14 protein-coding genes are annotated in these 15,846 nt (G+C 72.5%); 6 read left to right on the forward strand and 8 right to left on the reverse strand.

The window, feature by feature from the left end; all coding sequences use genetic code 11:
• Nucleotides 1-170: 170 nt before the first annotated feature.
• Nucleotides 171-1,412 carry a PHB depolymerase family esterase gene (locus ABGB05_RS21565; RefSeq protein WP_347655265.1) on the reverse strand — a complete coding sequence of 414 codons (1,242 nt, stop codon included), beginning with the start codon at nucleotides 1,410-1,412 and terminating at the stop codon, nucleotides 171-173.
• Nucleotides 1,413-1,674: 262 nt separating this feature from the next.
• Here ABGB05_RS21565 and ABGB05_RS21570 point away from each other — a divergent pair, with 262 nt between their 5' ends.
• The gene (locus ABGB05_RS21570) at nucleotides 1,675-1,818 is read left to right on the forward strand and encodes a hypothetical protein (RefSeq protein ID WP_347655266.1); all 144 of its coding nucleotides are present in this window, start codon (nucleotides 1,675-1,677) and stop codon (nucleotides 1,816-1,818) included.
• Nucleotides 1,819-1,907: 89 nt separating this feature from the next.
• Here ABGB05_RS21570 and ABGB05_RS21575 read toward each other — a convergent pair whose 3' ends face one another.
• Complete coding sequence (locus ABGB05_RS21575; protein WP_347655267.1) at nucleotides 1,908-2,300, reverse strand: SCO5389 family protein; 393 nt, start codon at nucleotides 2,298-2,300, stop codon at nucleotides 1,908-1,910.
• Between the two features lie 65 nt (nucleotides 2,301-2,365).
• The gene (locus ABGB05_RS21580) at nucleotides 2,366-3,409 is read right to left on the reverse strand and encodes an ATP-binding protein (RefSeq protein WP_347655268.1); all 1,044 of its coding nucleotides are present in this window, start codon (nucleotides 3,407-3,409) and stop codon (nucleotides 2,366-2,368) included.
• Between the two features lie 212 nt (nucleotides 3,410-3,621).
• Here ABGB05_RS21580 and ABGB05_RS21585 point away from each other — a divergent pair, with 212 nt between their 5' ends.
• The gene (locus ABGB05_RS21585) at nucleotides 3,622-5,367 is read left to right on the forward strand and encodes a DUF2079 domain-containing protein (RefSeq protein WP_347655338.1); all 1,746 of its coding nucleotides are present in this window, start codon (nucleotides 3,622-3,624) and stop codon (nucleotides 5,365-5,367) included.
• Between the two features lie 31 nt (nucleotides 5,368-5,398).
• Here ABGB05_RS21585 and ABGB05_RS21590 read toward each other — a convergent pair whose 3' ends face one another.
• Nucleotides 5,399-5,905: a hypothetical protein gene (locus ABGB05_RS21590; RefSeq protein ID WP_347655269.1), complete on the reverse strand. Its 507-nt coding sequence runs from the start codon at nucleotides 5,903-5,905 to the stop codon at nucleotides 5,399-5,401.
• 92 nt (nucleotides 5,906-5,997) lie between these two features.
• Here ABGB05_RS21590 and lipB point away from each other — a divergent pair, with 92 nt between their 5' ends.
• The gene (gene lipB / locus ABGB05_RS21595) at nucleotides 5,998-6,660 is read left to right on the forward strand and encodes a lipoyl(octanoyl) transferase LipB (protein WP_347655270.1); all 663 of its coding nucleotides are present in this window, start codon (nucleotides 5,998-6,000) and stop codon (nucleotides 6,658-6,660) included.
• A 39-nt stretch (nucleotides 6,661-6,699) separates the two neighbouring features.
• Here lipB and aspS read toward each other — a convergent pair whose 3' ends face one another.
• Nucleotides 6,700-8,061 carry an aspartate--tRNA(Asn) ligase gene (gene aspS / locus ABGB05_RS21600; protein WP_347655271.1) on the reverse strand — a complete coding sequence of 454 codons (1,362 nt, stop codon included), beginning with the start codon at nucleotides 8,059-8,061 and terminating at the stop codon, nucleotides 6,700-6,702.
• Between the two features lie 475 nt (nucleotides 8,062-8,536).
• Here aspS and ABGB05_RS21605 point away from each other — a divergent pair, with 475 nt between their 5' ends.
• Both ABGB05_RS21605 and ABGB05_RS21610 read left to right on the forward strand, forming a co-directional pair.
• The gene (locus ABGB05_RS21605) at nucleotides 8,537-9,610 is read left to right on the forward strand and encodes a lipoyl synthase (RefSeq protein ID WP_347655272.1); all 1,074 of its coding nucleotides are present in this window, start codon (nucleotides 8,537-8,539) and stop codon (nucleotides 9,608-9,610) included.
• Between the two features lie 225 nt (nucleotides 9,611-9,835).
• On the forward strand, nucleotides 9,836-11,395 hold the full coding sequence (locus ABGB05_RS21610) for an NAD(P)/FAD-dependent oxidoreductase (protein ID WP_347655273.1): 1,560 nt from the start codon (nucleotides 9,836-9,838) through the stop codon (nucleotides 11,393-11,395).
• Here the strand turns inward: ABGB05_RS21610 and ABGB05_RS21615 are convergent.
• A complete protein-coding gene (locus ABGB05_RS21615) occupies nucleotides 11,369-14,386 on the reverse strand; it encodes an AAA family ATPase (RefSeq protein WP_347655274.1) in 3,018 nt (1,005 codons plus the stop codon). The two genes, ABGB05_RS21610 and ABGB05_RS21615, sit on opposite strands and share 27 nt — an antisense overlap.
• Nucleotides 14,371-14,547, reverse strand: coding sequence for a hypothetical protein (locus tag ABGB05_RS21620; RefSeq protein ID WP_347655275.1), 177 nt, complete (start codon nucleotides 14,545-14,547; stop codon nucleotides 14,371-14,373). The genes ABGB05_RS21615 and ABGB05_RS21620 overlap by 16 nt, the downstream gene beginning before the upstream one ends.
• A 293-nt stretch (nucleotides 14,548-14,840) precedes the next feature.
• On the opposite strand from ABGB05_RS21620, the gene ABGB05_RS21625 reads away from it, so the two are divergent.
• The gene (locus ABGB05_RS21625) at nucleotides 14,841-15,533 is read left to right on the forward strand and encodes a DUF4191 domain-containing protein (RefSeq protein ID WP_347655276.1); all 693 of its coding nucleotides are present in this window, start codon (nucleotides 14,841-14,843) and stop codon (nucleotides 15,531-15,533) included.
• Between the two features lie 77 nt (nucleotides 15,534-15,610).
• Here ABGB05_RS21625 and ABGB05_RS21630 read toward each other — a convergent pair whose 3' ends face one another.
• Entirely contained in the window at nucleotides 15,611-15,844 is a 234-nt protein-coding gene (locus ABGB05_RS21630) for a hypothetical protein (RefSeq protein ID WP_347655277.1), read from the reverse strand.
• Nucleotides 15,845-15,846: the final 2 nt, after the last annotated feature.

Consider the following 15,846-nt stretch of genomic DNA (forward strand, 5'->3'; position numbering starts at 1 on the left):
AGTGACGCGGGCTGGCCGGGCGGTCGAACGGTGCGGGCTGCCTACGGCCGGACGGCGTCGGGTCGCGGAGTCCGCGGAGGGCCTGTCGCGCCCCGACGCCGTGCCGGTCGGTTGGGCGAAGATGCCGTGCCGGTCGACCGGTCAGCGGTGCCGTACCGGCGGCCGGCCGATCAGCAGCCGATCACCCAGTGGCCCGGTGCGGTCTGCCGGAGTTCGGTGCTGAGGAAGGTGTTGTACAGGCCCATCAGCTGGCCGGAGCCCGCCGCGTAGGTGTAGCCGAGGGACTGGTACGCCCGGCCGGCTTGGACGTGCGCGTAGTTGCTGGCGGTGACACAGACCGGATCAGGGTCACCCGGATCACCGGGATCACCCGGATCACCGGGATCACCCGGATCACCGGGATCGCCGGGATCTCCCGGGTCACCGGGGCTGCCGCCGGAGTCCAGGCCGAAGAAGAGCGCGTCCCGGTACGCCGAACAGATGGTGTCCAGGAAGTACGCCGCCGTACTGCCGCACTGGTCGGCACCGGAGCCCGGGTCGACCGGCGTGCCGTGTCCCATCCCGGCGACCCGGTACACCCGTACCTGGTCGGCGCCGTACGTCTCGAGGGTGGTGCCGCCGGGCAGCGAACTGGTGCCGGTCGGGGTCTGCGAGACGCCGAGGACGTTGGTCCACTGGTCCCGGGACTCGGTGGCGTTCGCCGTCGCCACCGTGTAGTCGGCAGCGCCGTGCCAGATCGCCACCCTGGGCCGGGGCCCGGAGTAGCCCGGGTACGCGCTGCGGACCAGGTCGCCCCACTGGGCGGGGGTACGGTTCACACCCGGGTTCATGCAGCTGAACGCGTTGACCATGGTGGTGGCGCAGCGGTACGGGATACCGGCGACCACGGAACCGCCGGCGAAGGCGTCCGGGTAGGCGGCCAGCATCGCGGCGACCATCGCCCCGCCGCCGGAGAGTCCGCTGACGTACACCCGGTCGGCGGCGACACCGAAACTGGTCCGGGCGTGCTCGACCATCTGCCGGATCGACAGCGCCTCGCCCTGGCCCCGGCTGGTGTCACCGGTCTCGAACCAGTTGAAGCAGGAGGTCGCGTTGTTCGCCGACTTCTGCTCCGGCACGATCAGCGCGAATCCCCACTGGTCGGCGTACTTGCGCCAGCCGGAGTTGCTGAAGTAGCCGTTGGCGTTCTGCGCGCAGCCGTGCAACAGGACGACCGCTGGCGCGCCGGCCGGCAGGCCGTCCGGGCGGTAGGCGTACATGGTGAGGTTGCCGGGGTTGGAGCCGAAGCCGGTGACCTGGGTGAGGGTGGCGGCCTGCGCGGGCGCGGCGACGGTGAGCACGGTCGCGGCGGCCAGGACGGGGACGAGGGCGGCCCGCGCGAGGCGGGCCAGGAGGGCGGGGTAGCGGCGCATGGGTGGTGGCCTCCGGACGGGGGTGCGGGGCTTGGCGGGCCGGTTGGCCAGCCGCCGGGGGGACGAGCACTCCAAAGTTGCCGAGACGTTACGACCGATGGACGAACCGGCGACATGGCGCGGAGTCACACATTTGCCGATATCAAGATGAGTTCGGACCCCATGGACCGGGCCAGCGGGGACGGCGGCGACCGGGTGCCCCGAAAGGCAGTATCCGCTCATTGGCGCCTGCGGAATCCGAAAGGGTCGCGAGGATTGCTTCATGTTTCGTACCGGACGGAAGCTCTCTCGGACCTGCGGCCCCGGCGCGGCCGGGCTGCTGCTCGGCGTGCTGCTCGGCCTCCTGCCGCTGCCGGTCGGCACCCTGGCGATCGTCGTCACCCGACGCCGCCCGGACCGGACCTGACCGACGTAGCCGGGTGGGTGCCACGGCGACGCGGTGCGGCAGGGCTTGGTCCGGTCGCCGGCGGCGACCGGACCAAGCCCTGCCCACCCTCAGCAGTCGCGCAGCTCCGGCGACTGGTTGCGGATCTGGGCCAGCGGGGAGACGAACCGCTGGTACGTCACACCGCCGACCGCGGCCGGCTTGAACGCCGCGACCCGGTGGCAGTTCTGGAACGCGAGTCGGACCCCGAAGTGCCGTTCCAGGCCACCCCGGATAGCGTCGCTGGCCAGCGCCCGGAGCAGTTGCCCACGGTCGGCCTCACTCGGCGGCGGGACCGCGTGGTCGGCGAAGTCGGCCGCGGTGGCGTGCGCCCGGGCGGCCACCTCGGAGACCACCGCCCAGGCGTACGGCAGGGACTGCCGGACACAGTCGACGAACTCGGCGTCGTCGACCTGGCCGGCTTCGGCCCGCTCCAGCAGAGTGGTGGGTACGTCGAGGGACATGCTGAACTCCTTCTGTTCGGATTACGGGTACGGGTGCCGGTCAGTGGACCGGGAGCGGGTGCCGGTCAGTGGACCGGGAGTCGCGGCCCGGGTACGTACTCCGGGTCGACCTGGTTGGCGAGGTCCTCGCCGACCCGTTCGTTGGCCCAGGCCACCGCGTTGCGCAGGTGGAACTCGACCGCGTGCCGGTGGTACGTCGCCCAGTCCCGGTCCTGGGCGTCGACGGTCGCCCGGAGCGTGTCCAGGGCCGCCCGGTTGGCCGGTTCCAGGGTGTCCAGGGGCTCCGGGGCGCCCCGCTCCGCATTCCTGACGTGACGTGACCGGGTCAGCCAGGTGAGCAGGTCGGCCCCGACGTGTTCGCGGAGGAAGTCGACGTCCGAGGGATCGTCGACCTTGTTGCCGACGACGTGCACCCGGACCCCGAAGGCGCGGGCGTGACCGACGTACTGCCGGTAGACGGCGACGCTGCGCAGCGTCGGCTCGCAGACCAGGAAGGTGGTGTCGAACCGGGTGAACAGTCCGGAGGCGAACGAGTCGGCGCCGGCGGTCATGTCCACCACGACGTACTCGCCCGGGCCGTCGACCAGGTGGTTGAGCAGCAGTTCGACCGCGCCGACCTTGGCGTGGTAGCAGGCGACCCCGAGGTCCTCGGCGCCGAACGGACCGGTGACCGCGAGCCGTACCCCGCCCACCTCGCGGACCAGGCGGTCGTAGACCGGGTTGACGCCGTCGACGGTGAGCAGCCGTGAGCCGCGCCCCGGCGGGGTGGTCTTGACCATCGCCGCCGCCGAGGAGATCCGGGGGTTGTCGCCCCGCAGGTACTCCTTTATCTCGGCGAGGTGGTCGCCGAGTGCGGGCAGCCGGGCCGCCTCGGTCTCGGTCGCGCCGAGCGCGACCGCGAGGTGCTGGTTGATGTCCGCGTCGATGGCGAGCAGCGGCGGCCGCCCGGACGTTTCGTCCGGACCGCCGGAACGGCCCGGACCGACCGGGCCGCCGGGATCCGGACCGCGGGTTCCGGCGGGCGGGTCGGCCGCGGCGAGGTGGCGGGTGAAGAGCGCCGCCAGGGTGGTCTTGCCGCTACCTCCCTTACCGACAAAGGAGACTTTCACGTTCGACGTCCTTTCCTTCCACGTTGAGCCATTAATTCAATTGGAAATCATTTCCATCACAGCCGTCAAGGTGCCCGGCTTCCTCGGCGTGTCGGCCCCGGGTTGGTAACCTCCGGCAGGTGCCGCTCTCCCCGCCCGCGCTCGCCGGGTCGACCCCGCAGCCCCCGCCCGCCACCGCCACCCCCGACCGACCGGGACGGCGCCGGGCGGACCTGACCGCCGCCGTGATCGCGGTCGTCGGGGCCTTCTGGGTGACGAGCGGCCTCTGGCTCGACCCGAACGGGCGGGCGATCACCGTCAACGCCAGCGACCAGGCCCTCTTCGAGTGGCTGCTGGCGTACGGCGGCCACGTGCTCAGCCACGGTCAGAACCCGTTCTTCACCGACCTGATGAACGTGCCGGACGGGGTCAACCTCGCGGTGAACACCTCGATCACCGTGTACGCGGTGGTCTTCGCCCCGCTGACCTGGCTGATCGGGCCGCCGGCGACCTTCCTCGTGGTGCTCACCCTCAACCTCGCCGGCAGCGCCCTCGCCTGGTACTGGCTGCTCTCCCGGCACCTCGTCCGGAGCACCCCGGCCGCCCTGCTCGGCGGGGTCTTCATCGGCTTCGCGCCCGGCCTCGTCGCGCACGCCAACGCCCACCTGAACTGGAGCGCCGGCTGGATCGCCCCGGTGCTGGTCTGGGGCGTGCTCCGGCTGCGCCGACCCGGCCAATGGCCACGCAACGGAATCCTGCTCGGAATCCTCGTCGCGGTCGCCTTCTCCATCGCCGCCGAGGGACTCTTCTTCACCGCCCTCGCCTGCGGGGTCTTCCTCGGCACCTGGGCTGCCCACCGGTCCCGTCGCGCCGAGGCCCGGGCCGTGCTGCCAGACTTCCTGCGCGGCCTCGGGGTCACCGCCGTGGTGGCGTTCGCACTGCTGGCGTACCCGCTCTGGCTGCACTTCATGGGACCGCAGGGCTTCCACGGCACCGGTTTCGACCCGGTCATCCACGCCGAGGACATCGCCGCGTACGGGGCGTACCCCCAGCGGAGCCTGGCCGGACAGGCCGGGCTCGGCACCTCACTGGCCCCGAACCCGACCGAGGAGAACTCCTTCCTCGGCGTTGCGCTGCTGGTCCTGGCCGTGGTCTGCTTCACCGTGCTGTGGCGGCACGCCGACCCGGCCCGCCGGGCCACCCTGCGGGCGCTCGGGGTGACGGCGCTCGTCTTCACCGTGCTCTCCTGGGGCCCCCGAGTGAAGATCTTCGAGGTACGCACCGACGTGCCGCTGCCGTACGCCCTGCTCGGGCACCTGCCGGTGTTCAACGCCGCGCTGCCGTCCCGGCTCGCCCTGGTGGTGGCGCCGCTGGTCGGGCTGCTGCTGGCGCACACCGTCGACGCGCTCCGGACCCGGCCGCCGTCGCGGCGGGCCCGGGCCGGCTGGCTCGCCGGCTTCGCGGTGGCGCTGCTGCCGCTCGTACCGACGCCCCTGCTGACCGTGCAACGGGAGCCGCTGCCGGAGTTCATCACCTCCGGCGTCTGGCGGCAGTACGTCTCCCCCGGCGGTGTACTCACCCCGGTCCCGCTCACCATCGACCTGACCCCGGACGGACAACGCTGGCAGGCGTACGCCCTGGCCAACCGGCAGGGCGAGTTCGCCATCCCGTCCGGGTTCTTCCTCGGTCCCGGCGGCCCCGACGGCCGGGGCCGGATCGGGCCGGTGCCCCGCCCCACCGACACCCTGCTGGCCGAGGTGGCCAAGACCGGGGTCGTGCCGACGATCACCGATGCCGACCGGGCCGCCGCCCGGGACGACCTGCGCTACTGGCGGGTCCAGGTGGTGGTGCTCGATCCGCAGATGCACGGTACGAAGTTCCCGCTGCACCCGGACGCCGTGCTGGACGCCACCACCCAACTGCTCGGCCCGCCCGAACAGGTCTCCGACGTCTGGCTCTGGCGGGTGCCGGCCTCCTGACGTCCTCGGGCGGACGGCGCGGCCGCCACGCTCAGTGCGCGGTCAGCAGACCAAGCAGGTACGCCGCGCCGACCAGCCCGCACATGGTCAACGCGACCCGCCGGAACCGGCGTTGGAGTGCCGGCAGTTCGGCGGGGAGGGCGAAGACCCGACGCGGCCAGCCCCGCCAGGAGATCCACCAGAAGAGGCCGGTCGCGCCGGCCAGCAGTACGCCCTTGCCGGCCACCGCCGCCCACCAGCCGGCCGTACGCTCCGGCGCCTGCAGAACCAGCCCGAGGCCGGTCGCCCAGAGCACCCCGATCAGGGCGGCGACCCGCCAGCGGTTGCCGTGCGCCAGCACCCGCTGGGGCTCCTCCACCCGCTGGGCCTGCCGCGCCTCCTCGACCGGCCGGGCCTGCTCGCCGACCGGCGGGGCGGCGGCGTCGACGATCCGGGGCAGTTTGGGTTGCAGCACAAAAAGGCTGTACGCCATCGATCCCAGCCACAGCGCCGAGACCACCGAGTGCACCACGACCAGTCCGAGCGAGAGCGTCGTCATCGGGGCATCATGCCGGGGCGGCCCGGCCGTGCCGTCCGGTGACCCCGACCACGTACCGACCCGACCCGCCGGTAGCGAACTAAACTGGGCCGGTGAGCAGCACAATTGCCGAGCTGACCAGCATCCGCCTGGGTACGGTCGACTATCTGGCCGCGTGGGACGAGCAGCGCCGGGTGCACGAGGCGGTCGTCAACGGCGAACGGCCGGACACCGTCCTCCTGCTCGAACACCCGAACGTCTACACCGCAGGCAAGCGCACCGAGCCGTGGGACCGGCCGACCGACGGCACCCCGGTGATCGACGTCGACCGCGGCGGCAAGATCACCTGGCACGGTCCGGGGCAACTGGTCGGCTACCCGATCATCAAGCTCCCCGGCGCGGACACCGGACTGCCGGTGGACGTCGTCGCGTTCGTCCGACGTACCGAACAGCTGATGGTCGACGTCTGCCACGAACTGGGGCTGACCACCGCCCAGCGGGTCGAGATCAAGGGCCGCAGCGGCGTCTGGGTTCCCGCCGACGAGCGTGGCCCAGACCGCAAGGTCGCCGCCCTCGGCCTGCGGGTCTCCCGGGGCGTGACCCAGCACGGCTTCTCCATCAACTGCGACTGTGACCTCTCCGCCTACGACCGGATCGTGCCGTGCGGCATCCGGGACGCCGGCACCACCTCGCTCAGCGCCGAACTGGGTCGCCAGGTGACCGTCGCCGAGGTCCTCCCGGTCGTCGAGCGACACCTGCCGACCCTGCTCGGCTGAGGTGTCCCAGCCACCACCAGAACCGAGGCACCCGTCCCGCTACGGGGCGAGTCGGTGCAGGTCGCGGGGGAAGGCGGTGACCTCCCGGACGTTGCCGGCGCCGACCAGCCGGGCCACCATCCGTTCCAGGCCGATCGCGAAGCCGCCGTGCGGCGGCATGCCGTACCGGAAGGTGTCCAGGTAGGACCGGTACGGTTCCGGGTCCTCGCCCCGGGCGGCGAGCGCGGCGAGACAGTCGTCGTACCGGTGCAGCCGCTGGCCGCCGGTGACCAGTTCGACGCCGCGGAAGAGCAGGTCGAAACCGTTCGAGTACGTCTCCCGCGGCCCGCCGTCCGGCGCGTCGACGGTGGCCGGGTGGGTGTAGAAGGGGCGCTTGGCCATCGGATAGCCGGTGACGAAGAGGAAGTCGGAGCCGTGCTCCGAGCGTGCCCACTCCCCCAGAGCCCGTTCGTGGGCCGGGGCGAGGTCCGGTTCGTCGGCCGGCGCCCCGGCGATCGCCAACGCCTCGGTGAAGTGCACCGCCGGGATCTCGGCCGGCACCCTCGGCGGCTCGACGCCGAGGGTCGCCAGCGCAGCCCCGGCCCGCGCCGGCAGGCCGTCGAGCATGCCGGCCAGCACGTCGCGCAGGATCCGCATCACGTCCCGGTGGTCGGTGACGAAGCCCAGCTCGACGTCGAGCGAGGTGTACTGGGCCAGGTGCCGGGTGGTGTCGTGTGGCTCGGCCCGGAACACCGGCCCGACCTCGTAGACCCGTTCCAGCACCCCGACCAGCATCTGTTTGTAGAACTGGGGTGACTGGGCCAGGTAACCGGGCCGACCGAAGTAGTCGATAGCGAAGACGTTCGCCCCGCTCTCGGTCGCCGAGGCCACGATCTTCGGGGTCTGCACCTCGACGAAGCCGTACCCGTCCAGGGTGGACCGGAAGCCCGCCACCAGGGCGGCGGAGATCCGCAGCGCGGCGGAACGGGTGGGGTGGCGCAACGCCACCGCCGCGTGGTCGAGCTGGGTGGGCAGCGACGCGGTCAGTTCGGGGCGGTAGACGTCGAACGGTGGCGGTGCCGCCGGGACGCCGAGCGGGCGTACGGTCGGGGTCACCAGCTCGACTCCGGCGGGCGCGGCGGGATTGCCGACCACCTCGCCGGTGACCTCGACCACCGACTCCTCGGTCAGTTCAGCCAGCCGGGCCCGCAGGTCGGCGTCGGTGACCACGACCTGGGCCAGGCCGGCGGCGTCCCGGACGATCAGAAACGTCACGGATTTCAGTTGTCGCCGGCGGTGTACCCAGCCGGCGACGGTCACGGTCGTACCGACCCGTTGCGGCAGGGTCGTGGTGAGAACCCGGTCGGGCGGGGTCGTGGAGCTGACCCGCTCGGGCAGGGTCGTGGGGCGGACATGTGGCACGGGAAACTCCTCGAATCGTCGCGACGCCCACGAACGGCCCTCCGTGCGCGGTACGTCGACCGGACCCCGGGGGGTGTGGGCGAGCGGGAACTCGCGGTGCCACCACACCTTCGCCGTCGGATCGACGGCCTCTTTCACAGCCCGTCACGTGGGCCGTACGGCGGGTTCTACTGGACGCCGAGACGTCGTTCTTCCCGCAGCTCAGGAGGGTCTTCCCAGCCCCGGCCGGAGATCACCTCACAGCGGCTGGTGACTCTCTCGACTCCGGTGGTCGAGGTGGTACTCGGCTCCGTCATCGCTCTGCCGGCAGCGTAGCCCAGGGCACCGGAACGGCCGCAACCGTTTTCCGTCCGCCCGTCCCGGTGCCGGGTCGAGCGGGCCGGCACCGGCCGCGTGAGTGGCATCACCCGGTTCGGTACGTGAGTCCGGTCGCCTCTGGTCGATCGGCCGACCTGGTACGCGTAGGCTCGGATTCGTGACCATCGAGTACTCCGCGCCTCCCGCCGCCACCGCTGCCGGACGGGGAAGCGTCGCCACCGCCTCGGAGAACCGCGCCAGCTCGCCCGTCGCGCCCGAGGGGCGTCGACTGCTCCGGGTGGAGGCCCGCAACGCCGCCACGCCGATCGAACGCAAGCCGTCGTGGATCAAGGTCAAGGCGAAGATGGGCCCGGAGTACACCGACCTCCGGGGCCTGGTCTCCCGGGAGGGGCTGCACACGGTCTGCCAGGAGGCCGGCTGCCCCAACATCTACGAGTGCTGGGAAGACCGCGAGGCGACCTTCCTGATCGGTGGCGACCAGTGCACCCGGCGCTGTGACTTCTGCCAGATCGACACCGGCAAGCCGGCCGACTTCGACGCGGACGAGCCGCGTCGGGTCGCCGAGTCGGTGGCCACGATGGGACTGCGCTACGCCACGGTCACCGGGGTCGCCCGCGACGACCTGCCGGACGGCGGCGCCTGGCTGTATGCCGAGACGGTCCGCCAGATCCACGCCCTGACCCCGCGCGACGGGGCGGCCGGCGGCGAGGGCGCCCTCGAGTCCCTGCCGCACTGCGGCGTGGAGCTGCTGATCCCCGACTTCAACGCCAACCCCGACCAGCTCGCCGAGGTCTTCGGGTCCCGTCCGGAGGTGCTCGCACACAACGTCGAGACGGTGCCCCGGATCTTCAAGCGGATCCGGCCGGGATTCCGCTACGAGCGCTCGCTGGACGTGCTCACCCAGGCCCGGAACGCCGGCCTGGTGACCAAGTCGAACCTGATCCTCGGGCTCGGCGAGGACCGCGCCGAGGTCTCCCAGGCGCTGCGTGACCTGCACGCCGCCGGCTGCGAACTGGTCACCATCACCCAGTACCTGCGCCCGACCCCCCGGCACCACCCGGTCGAGCGGTGGGTCCGGCCGGAGGAGTTCGTCGAGCTGCGCGAGGAGGCCGAGCAGATCGGCTTCGCCGGGGTGATGAGCGGGCCGCTGGTCCGGTCGTCGTACCGGGCTGGTCGGCTCTACCAGCAGGCCGTCGAGGCCCGCGCGGTGCCGACGCCGACCGTCGGCTGACGCCCTGCCCGGCTCGCCGGGTCCGCGCGCGCCAGCCGCCGCACCTCACTCACGCACCGCACCACGCCGTTCACCGGGCGTGTCGGGTACGCCGGAACGACCGGCGCCGGCACCCCGGTACCGGCGTCGGCGACGCGCCCGTTCCCGAACCTTCGACCGTGCTAGATTCCGGCCGTCTTCTGTCGGATACTTGCCGGCAACACGTCGAAGGTGATGAATAGAAGCATGACGGCGCCCCACACCATAATCATCGGAGCCGGCCCGGCGGGCCTGACCGCAGCGTACGAGCTGACCAAGCGCAACGCCACGGTCGAGGTGGTCGAGGCCGACGAGGTGGTGGGCGGGATCAGCCGCACCGTCGAGCGCGACGGGTGGCGCTTCGACATCGGCGGTCATCGCTTCTTCACGAAGGTGCCACAGGTCGAGGCACTGTGGCACGAGATCCTGTCCGACGAGGACTTCCTGCTGCGACCCCGGATGAGTCGGATCTACTACCGGGGCAAGCTGTACGACTATCCGCTGAAGGCCGGCAACGCGCTGCGCAACCTGGGGCTGCTGGAGGCGGTCCGCTGCGTCGGCTCGTACCTCTGGGCCAAGCTCTCCCCGCCGAAGGACCAGTCCCACCTCGCCGGCTGGGTCACCGCCCGGTTCGGCCGACGACTCTTCAACCACTTCTTCAAGACGTACAACGAGAAGCTGTGGGGTGTCCCCGCGACCGCGCTCTCCGCGGACTGGGCCGCCCAGCGGATCAAGAACCTCTCGCTCTCCAACGCGGTGCTGAACGCCCTGCTGCCCAAGCGCAACCAGAAGGACATCACCAGCCTGATCGAGGAGTTCAACTACCCGAAGTACGGCCCCGGGATGATGTGGGAGCACTGTGCCGCGCACGTGGAGAAGCGCGGCGGCACGGTCAGCCTGAACACCCGGGTCGGCACCGTGCACCGGACGGCGGGCCGGGCGGTCGGGGTCACCGTCGTCGGACCGGACGGCGAACGCCGGGTCGAGGCCGACCACATCATCTCGTCGATGCCGATCTCGCACCTGGTGCTGGCGATGGACCCGCCCGCCCCGGCGCCGGTGGTCGCCGCCGCCCGAGGCCTGCACTACCGGGACTTCCTGACCGTCGCGCTGGTGGTGCCCGAGGAGTTCAGCTTCCCGGACAACTGGATCTACATCCACGCCCCGGAGGTCAAGGTCGGCCGGATCCAGAACTTCGGCTCCTGGTCGCCGTACCTGGTGAAGAACGGTCGTACCTGCCTGGGACTGGAGTACTTCCTCAACATCGGCGACGAGCTGTGGAACAGCCCGGACGACGAACTGGTCGCCCTCGGCACCGCCGAACTCGAACGACTCGGACTGGTCCGGCCCGGATCGGTGGAGACCGGGTACGTGGTCCGGATGCCCCGGGCCTACCCGTTCTACGACTTCACGTACCGGGAGAACGTCGCCACCATCCGGAACTGGCTGGCCGCCGAGGTGCCGAACGTGCACCCGGTCGGGCGCAACGGCATGCACCGCTACAACAACGCCGACCACTCGATGATGACCGCGCTGCTGTCGGTGTCGAACATCCTGGACGGGACCACGCACGACGTGTGGGAGGTCAACGTCGAGGAGGAGTACCACGAGGAACGGACCCCCGGTGACCACGGCACCGGCCGGGCCGCCCCGGTGCTGCCCCGACCGCCCGACACGACCCGACCACCGGACCCGGGACACCCAGCTGACCCAGCTGACCCGGCCGACGCGGCCGCGGTCTCATCCGCTGGTGACCGGCTCTCCTGACCCGTGTGCCAGCAGGCCGAGGCGGTGCGCGACCGCCGCCGCCTCGATCCGGTTGGCGACGTCCAGTTTGGCGATGATCCGGGAGACGTGCACACTCGCGGTCTTCGGTGAGATGTAGAGCAGTTGGGCGATCCGGCGGTTGCTGTATCCCTCCGCGACCAGGCGCAGCACCTCCCGCTCCCGCGCGGTGAGCTGTTCCGGACCGGACACCGTCCCGTCCCGCAGCCCGAGCCGCCGGCGCAACGTCGCCACCTGCTCCGCCAACGGTACGGCGGCCAACTCCGCCGCGATCCCGGCCGCCTCGGTCAGCGCGGCGGCAGCCTGCCCCCGGTCCCCCGCCGCGGCCGCCACCTCGGCCAGACCGACCAGCGTCCGGGCCAGCGGGTACGGCTGCCCGTCCGCCCGCCAGGCCGTCACCGCCTGCTGCCACCGGCTCAGCGCCGACCCCGAGCTGGTCTCCCCGGCGGGAAGTCCTGGACCGGCGGAGCCGGCGGAAAGTCCTGGACCGGCGGAGCCGGCGCCACCGGGGAATCCGGCGAAGTTGGCGAGCATGGCCGACACCTCGGCGGCGCAGGCCAGCTCGGCGGGGTAGCGGGCGGTGAGCCGGTGTGTCGCCACCGCGACCCGTTCCCACAGTTCCGCGTCGTCGGTGGCCCGGGCGACCCGGGCGGCGACGGCCAGGGCCGGCCAGCCGTACCGGGGGTAGCGGTAGAGCGGCTGGTCGAGCAGCACGTGGGCGGCGGCGAGCGCCGCCGGCAGGTCACCGGCGAGCAGCGCCGCCTCGACCCGCAGCTCGTACAGCGGCATCTCCGGCGCGAAGTACGGCCGGCGCAGGAACGCCAACGCCCGGGTGACCAGTTCCTCGGCGTCGACCCGCCCCCGGGCCAGGTGCAGCCAGGCCCGCAGCTGCAGCCAGTGGTGGCCGGTGACGCCGGGCAGGTCGAGGCGGGCGGCCTCGCCGCACAACTCGTCGGCCTCGTCCCAGCGACCCAGTGCGATCAACGCCTCGGCCTGGTTGGAAAGCAGGAAGGCACCGGTCGAACGGCTGAGCCCCACCCGCCGGGCCTCGACCATCCCGGTCGCCGCCGCCTCGGCCGACTCGGCGTACCGGCCGAGCTCGCAGAGCCCGTCGGAGATGGTGACCAGTGCGGTCACCAGGGTCTGTGAGTCGCCCGTCGTCCGGGCGAGCCGCTCCGCCCGACGCAGGTCGGCCAGGGCGACGTCCCGTCGTCCGCAGACCCAGCCGGCGGCCAGGGTGGCGGCGGTCAACGCGTCGTCCCGCCCCGAGGCCCGGGCCGCCACCATCGCCTCCTCGGCGATCCTGGCGCCCTCCTCCCGGTCCACCCGGGCCGCCTGGAAGGCGATGTCGGCGAGCAGCCGGGGCCGCCCCGGATCGTCGGTCGCCCCCACCGCCAACGCGTACGCCTGCCGGACCTCGGCGCTGCCGTCCGCCTTGCCGAGGGTGCGCAGGAGTCGACCCCGCAGCAGCAGCACCCGGGCGGCCCGGGCGGGCTCCGCCGCCTGATCCAGCTCGCCGAGGGTGGCCCGGGTCAGGGTCACCGCCCGGGAGTAGTCGCCGGCGGTCGAGGTCGCGACCAGGGTCGCCTCGAGCACACTGACGTGGTCCAGACCCAACCGCCGGTCGGCGTCCGGCACCTGCTCCCAGAGTTCCAGCACCCGCTCGAGCAGCCGCCCCTGCTCCGCGTACGCGTAGCGGGAACCGGCGGCCTCGGCGGCGGCCCAGGTGGCGGTCAACGCCCGGGGGAAGTCGTGTGCCGCGTACCAGTGGTGGGCCAGCTCGGCCGGGGCCCGGCCGTCGGCGACCAGCTGCGGCTTCGCCTCGATGGCGGCCGCGTACCGGGCGTGCAACCGGGCGTGCTCGCCGGGCAGCAGGTCCTCGTGTACGGCCTCCCGGACCAGCGCGTGCCGGAACTCGTAGCCGCCGTCCGGGTCGGCGACGACAAGTTGTGCGGCGACCGCGGCCCGCAGCGCGGCCTCCAGTTCCACCTCCGGCACCCCGGCGACCGCGGCGAGCAACTCGTGGGCGATCCGGGTGCCGCCGGCACCGGCGATCCGCAGCATTCGCTGGGCCGGCTCGGGCAACCGGTCGACCCGGGCGAGCAGCAGATCGCGCAGGGTGTCGGGCAGATCGGCACAGCCCTGCGGGTCACCGGCGGCGGCGAGCTCCTCGATGAAGAAGGGGTTGCCCTGGGTCCGGTCGTGGATCGTGTCGACGGCCCGGGCGGTCGGTTCGGCGCCGAGCAGGTCGGCCAGGACCTGGCCGGTGCCCTCCCGGTCCAACCGGTTCAGTTCCACCCGTTCCACGCCCCGTGCCCGGTCGAGTTCGGCGAGGAACGGCCGCAGCGGATGCCCACGGTGCAGCTCGTCCGAGCGGTAGGTGCAGATCAGCAACATCCGGTCCGGTCGTACCACCCGGGCCAGGAAGGCGATCAGGTCCCGGGTGGACCGGTCGGCCCAGTGCAGGTCCTCGATCACCAGGACCAGCGGCCGCTCGGCGGCGAGCCGGGTGAAGAGCCCGGCGACCAGTTCGAACAGGTAGCCCCGGTGCGCGTCCAGCACCAGGCCCGGCCCGGACTGGACCGGCCGGTCGGGGTTGTCGACCGGCCCGGTCGTGGTCAGCCGGCCCAGTTCCGGCAGGAGCCGGGCGAAGTCCCGCTCGTAGCCGTCGAACGCGGCCGGCCCGTCGGTGCGCAGGACCTGCCGCAGCGCGGCGGCGAACGGCGCGAAGGGCAGCCCCTCCTCGCCGAGTTCGAGACACTGGCCGAGCAGGAGCCGGCCGCCCTCGGCGACCGCGTACCGCCCGAACTCCTCGATCAGCCGGGTCTTGCCGACCCCGGCCTCCCCGCCGACCAGCATCGCCGCCGGCTCGTCGGCCCGGACCCGCTTGAGCGCGTCGCGCAGCAGGGCGAGTTCGGACTGACGGCCGACGAGGACGGCGCTGGCGGCGCGGGGGGTCACGAGGTCGAGCATGCCACGCCGGTACGACGGCGCCGCGACCCGAGACGGGTCCGGTTCGACCATCGCCGCCGGGACACGGACCGGGCCAGCCGGTCGGCGGCGGCCTCGGCCCGTAGGTCGTCGGCGTGCGTGTGGTGCAGGGTGAGGAGGAGGTGGGGGTCCGTGCTGAACATCGTGGTCTCCGTCCCGGTGGACTCGCTTCCTGACGATGTCGACTCTCCGGGCGAAGGTGGGCCCGGCACATTGGCGTACGACCCCATGTCGCACCGCCGGACCTCCTCAACCCCGCACCGCCGGAACCGACGCCGGGCGTAAGGTCCTTACCTCGTCCTGGTACGCGCCACGGACCGCGGCGGGCGGCCGGGGGCAGCCGGCGGACCGCGCCGGACGGCTGCTGACCGCCGGCCGGGGCGTAGCGGGCAGCCGGGGGCCAGCCGTCGCGGATCGGGCCACTAGACTCCCTCGCATGGCAAAGGCGCAGGAGAAGGTGTCGTTCGGCCAGCGGCTGAAGCAGATCGGGATGGTGTTCTCGTTCACCGCCAAACGCGACAAGTGGTTCGTGCCGCTCGCCGCCGTCGCGGTGCTCGTCCCGGTCGCGCTCACCGTGGTCGCGGTACTGCAGTGGGGTTGGTTGTGGCTGCCGATCGGCATCCTGCTCGCCCTGCTCGCCCTGCTGATCGTGCTGAACCTGCGCTCCAACGCGGCGATGATGAACGCCGCCGAGGGGCAGCCGGGCGCGGCGGCGTCGATCCTGGAGAACATGCGCGGCGGCTGGCGGGTGACGCCGGCCATCAGCTCGACCACCCAGATGGACATGGTGCACCTGGTCATCGGCCGTCCCGGGGTGATCCTGCTGGCCGAGGGGAACCCGCAGCGCACCCGCAGCATGCTGGGCCAGGAGAAGCGCCGGCTGGCCAAGGTGATCGGCACCGCGCCGCTGTACGACTACGTCATCGGCCAGGGCGAGAACGAGCTGTCGATCCGCAAGATGCGGATGACCCTGATGCGGTTGCCCCGCAACCTCAGCGGCAAGGACGTGAACTCCCTCGACCGGCGCCTCAAGGCGCTCTCCGCCGCCCGGCCGCAGCTGCCGAAGGGCGCCATCCCGAAGAACATGCGTCCGCCGAAGGGCGCCTTCCGACAGATGCGGGGCCGGTAACCTCTCCCGCCCGGCAGACCGGTCCGCCGCCAGCGGCCAGCCGCCAGCGAGACCGTCGCCGGTCACCGGGGTCAGGGTCAGGCCGAGCAGGCGGCCCGGGTGACCTGGGGCGAACCAACCGGCGCCGGGCGAGTCGTCCGCTCCGGCGTGATCCGGTCCGCGATGTGGTGCAGCGCTCCGGCGGTGACCTGACGGATCCGGGCGAGCCGGACCGGTCGGGGCTGGTCGTCCCGGACCGGCGCGTCCGGGCGGGCGGAGAGCACGTGCCGTTCGGTTGCGCCCACCGCGAGGTGGAGGCTCAGGTAGTCCATGG

The sequence above is a fragment of the Plantactinospora sp. B5E13 genome (genome assembly GCF_039871775.1).
In the GTDB taxonomy this organism is placed as follows: Bacteria; Actinomycetota; Actinomycetes; order Mycobacteriales; family Micromonosporaceae; genus Plantactinospora.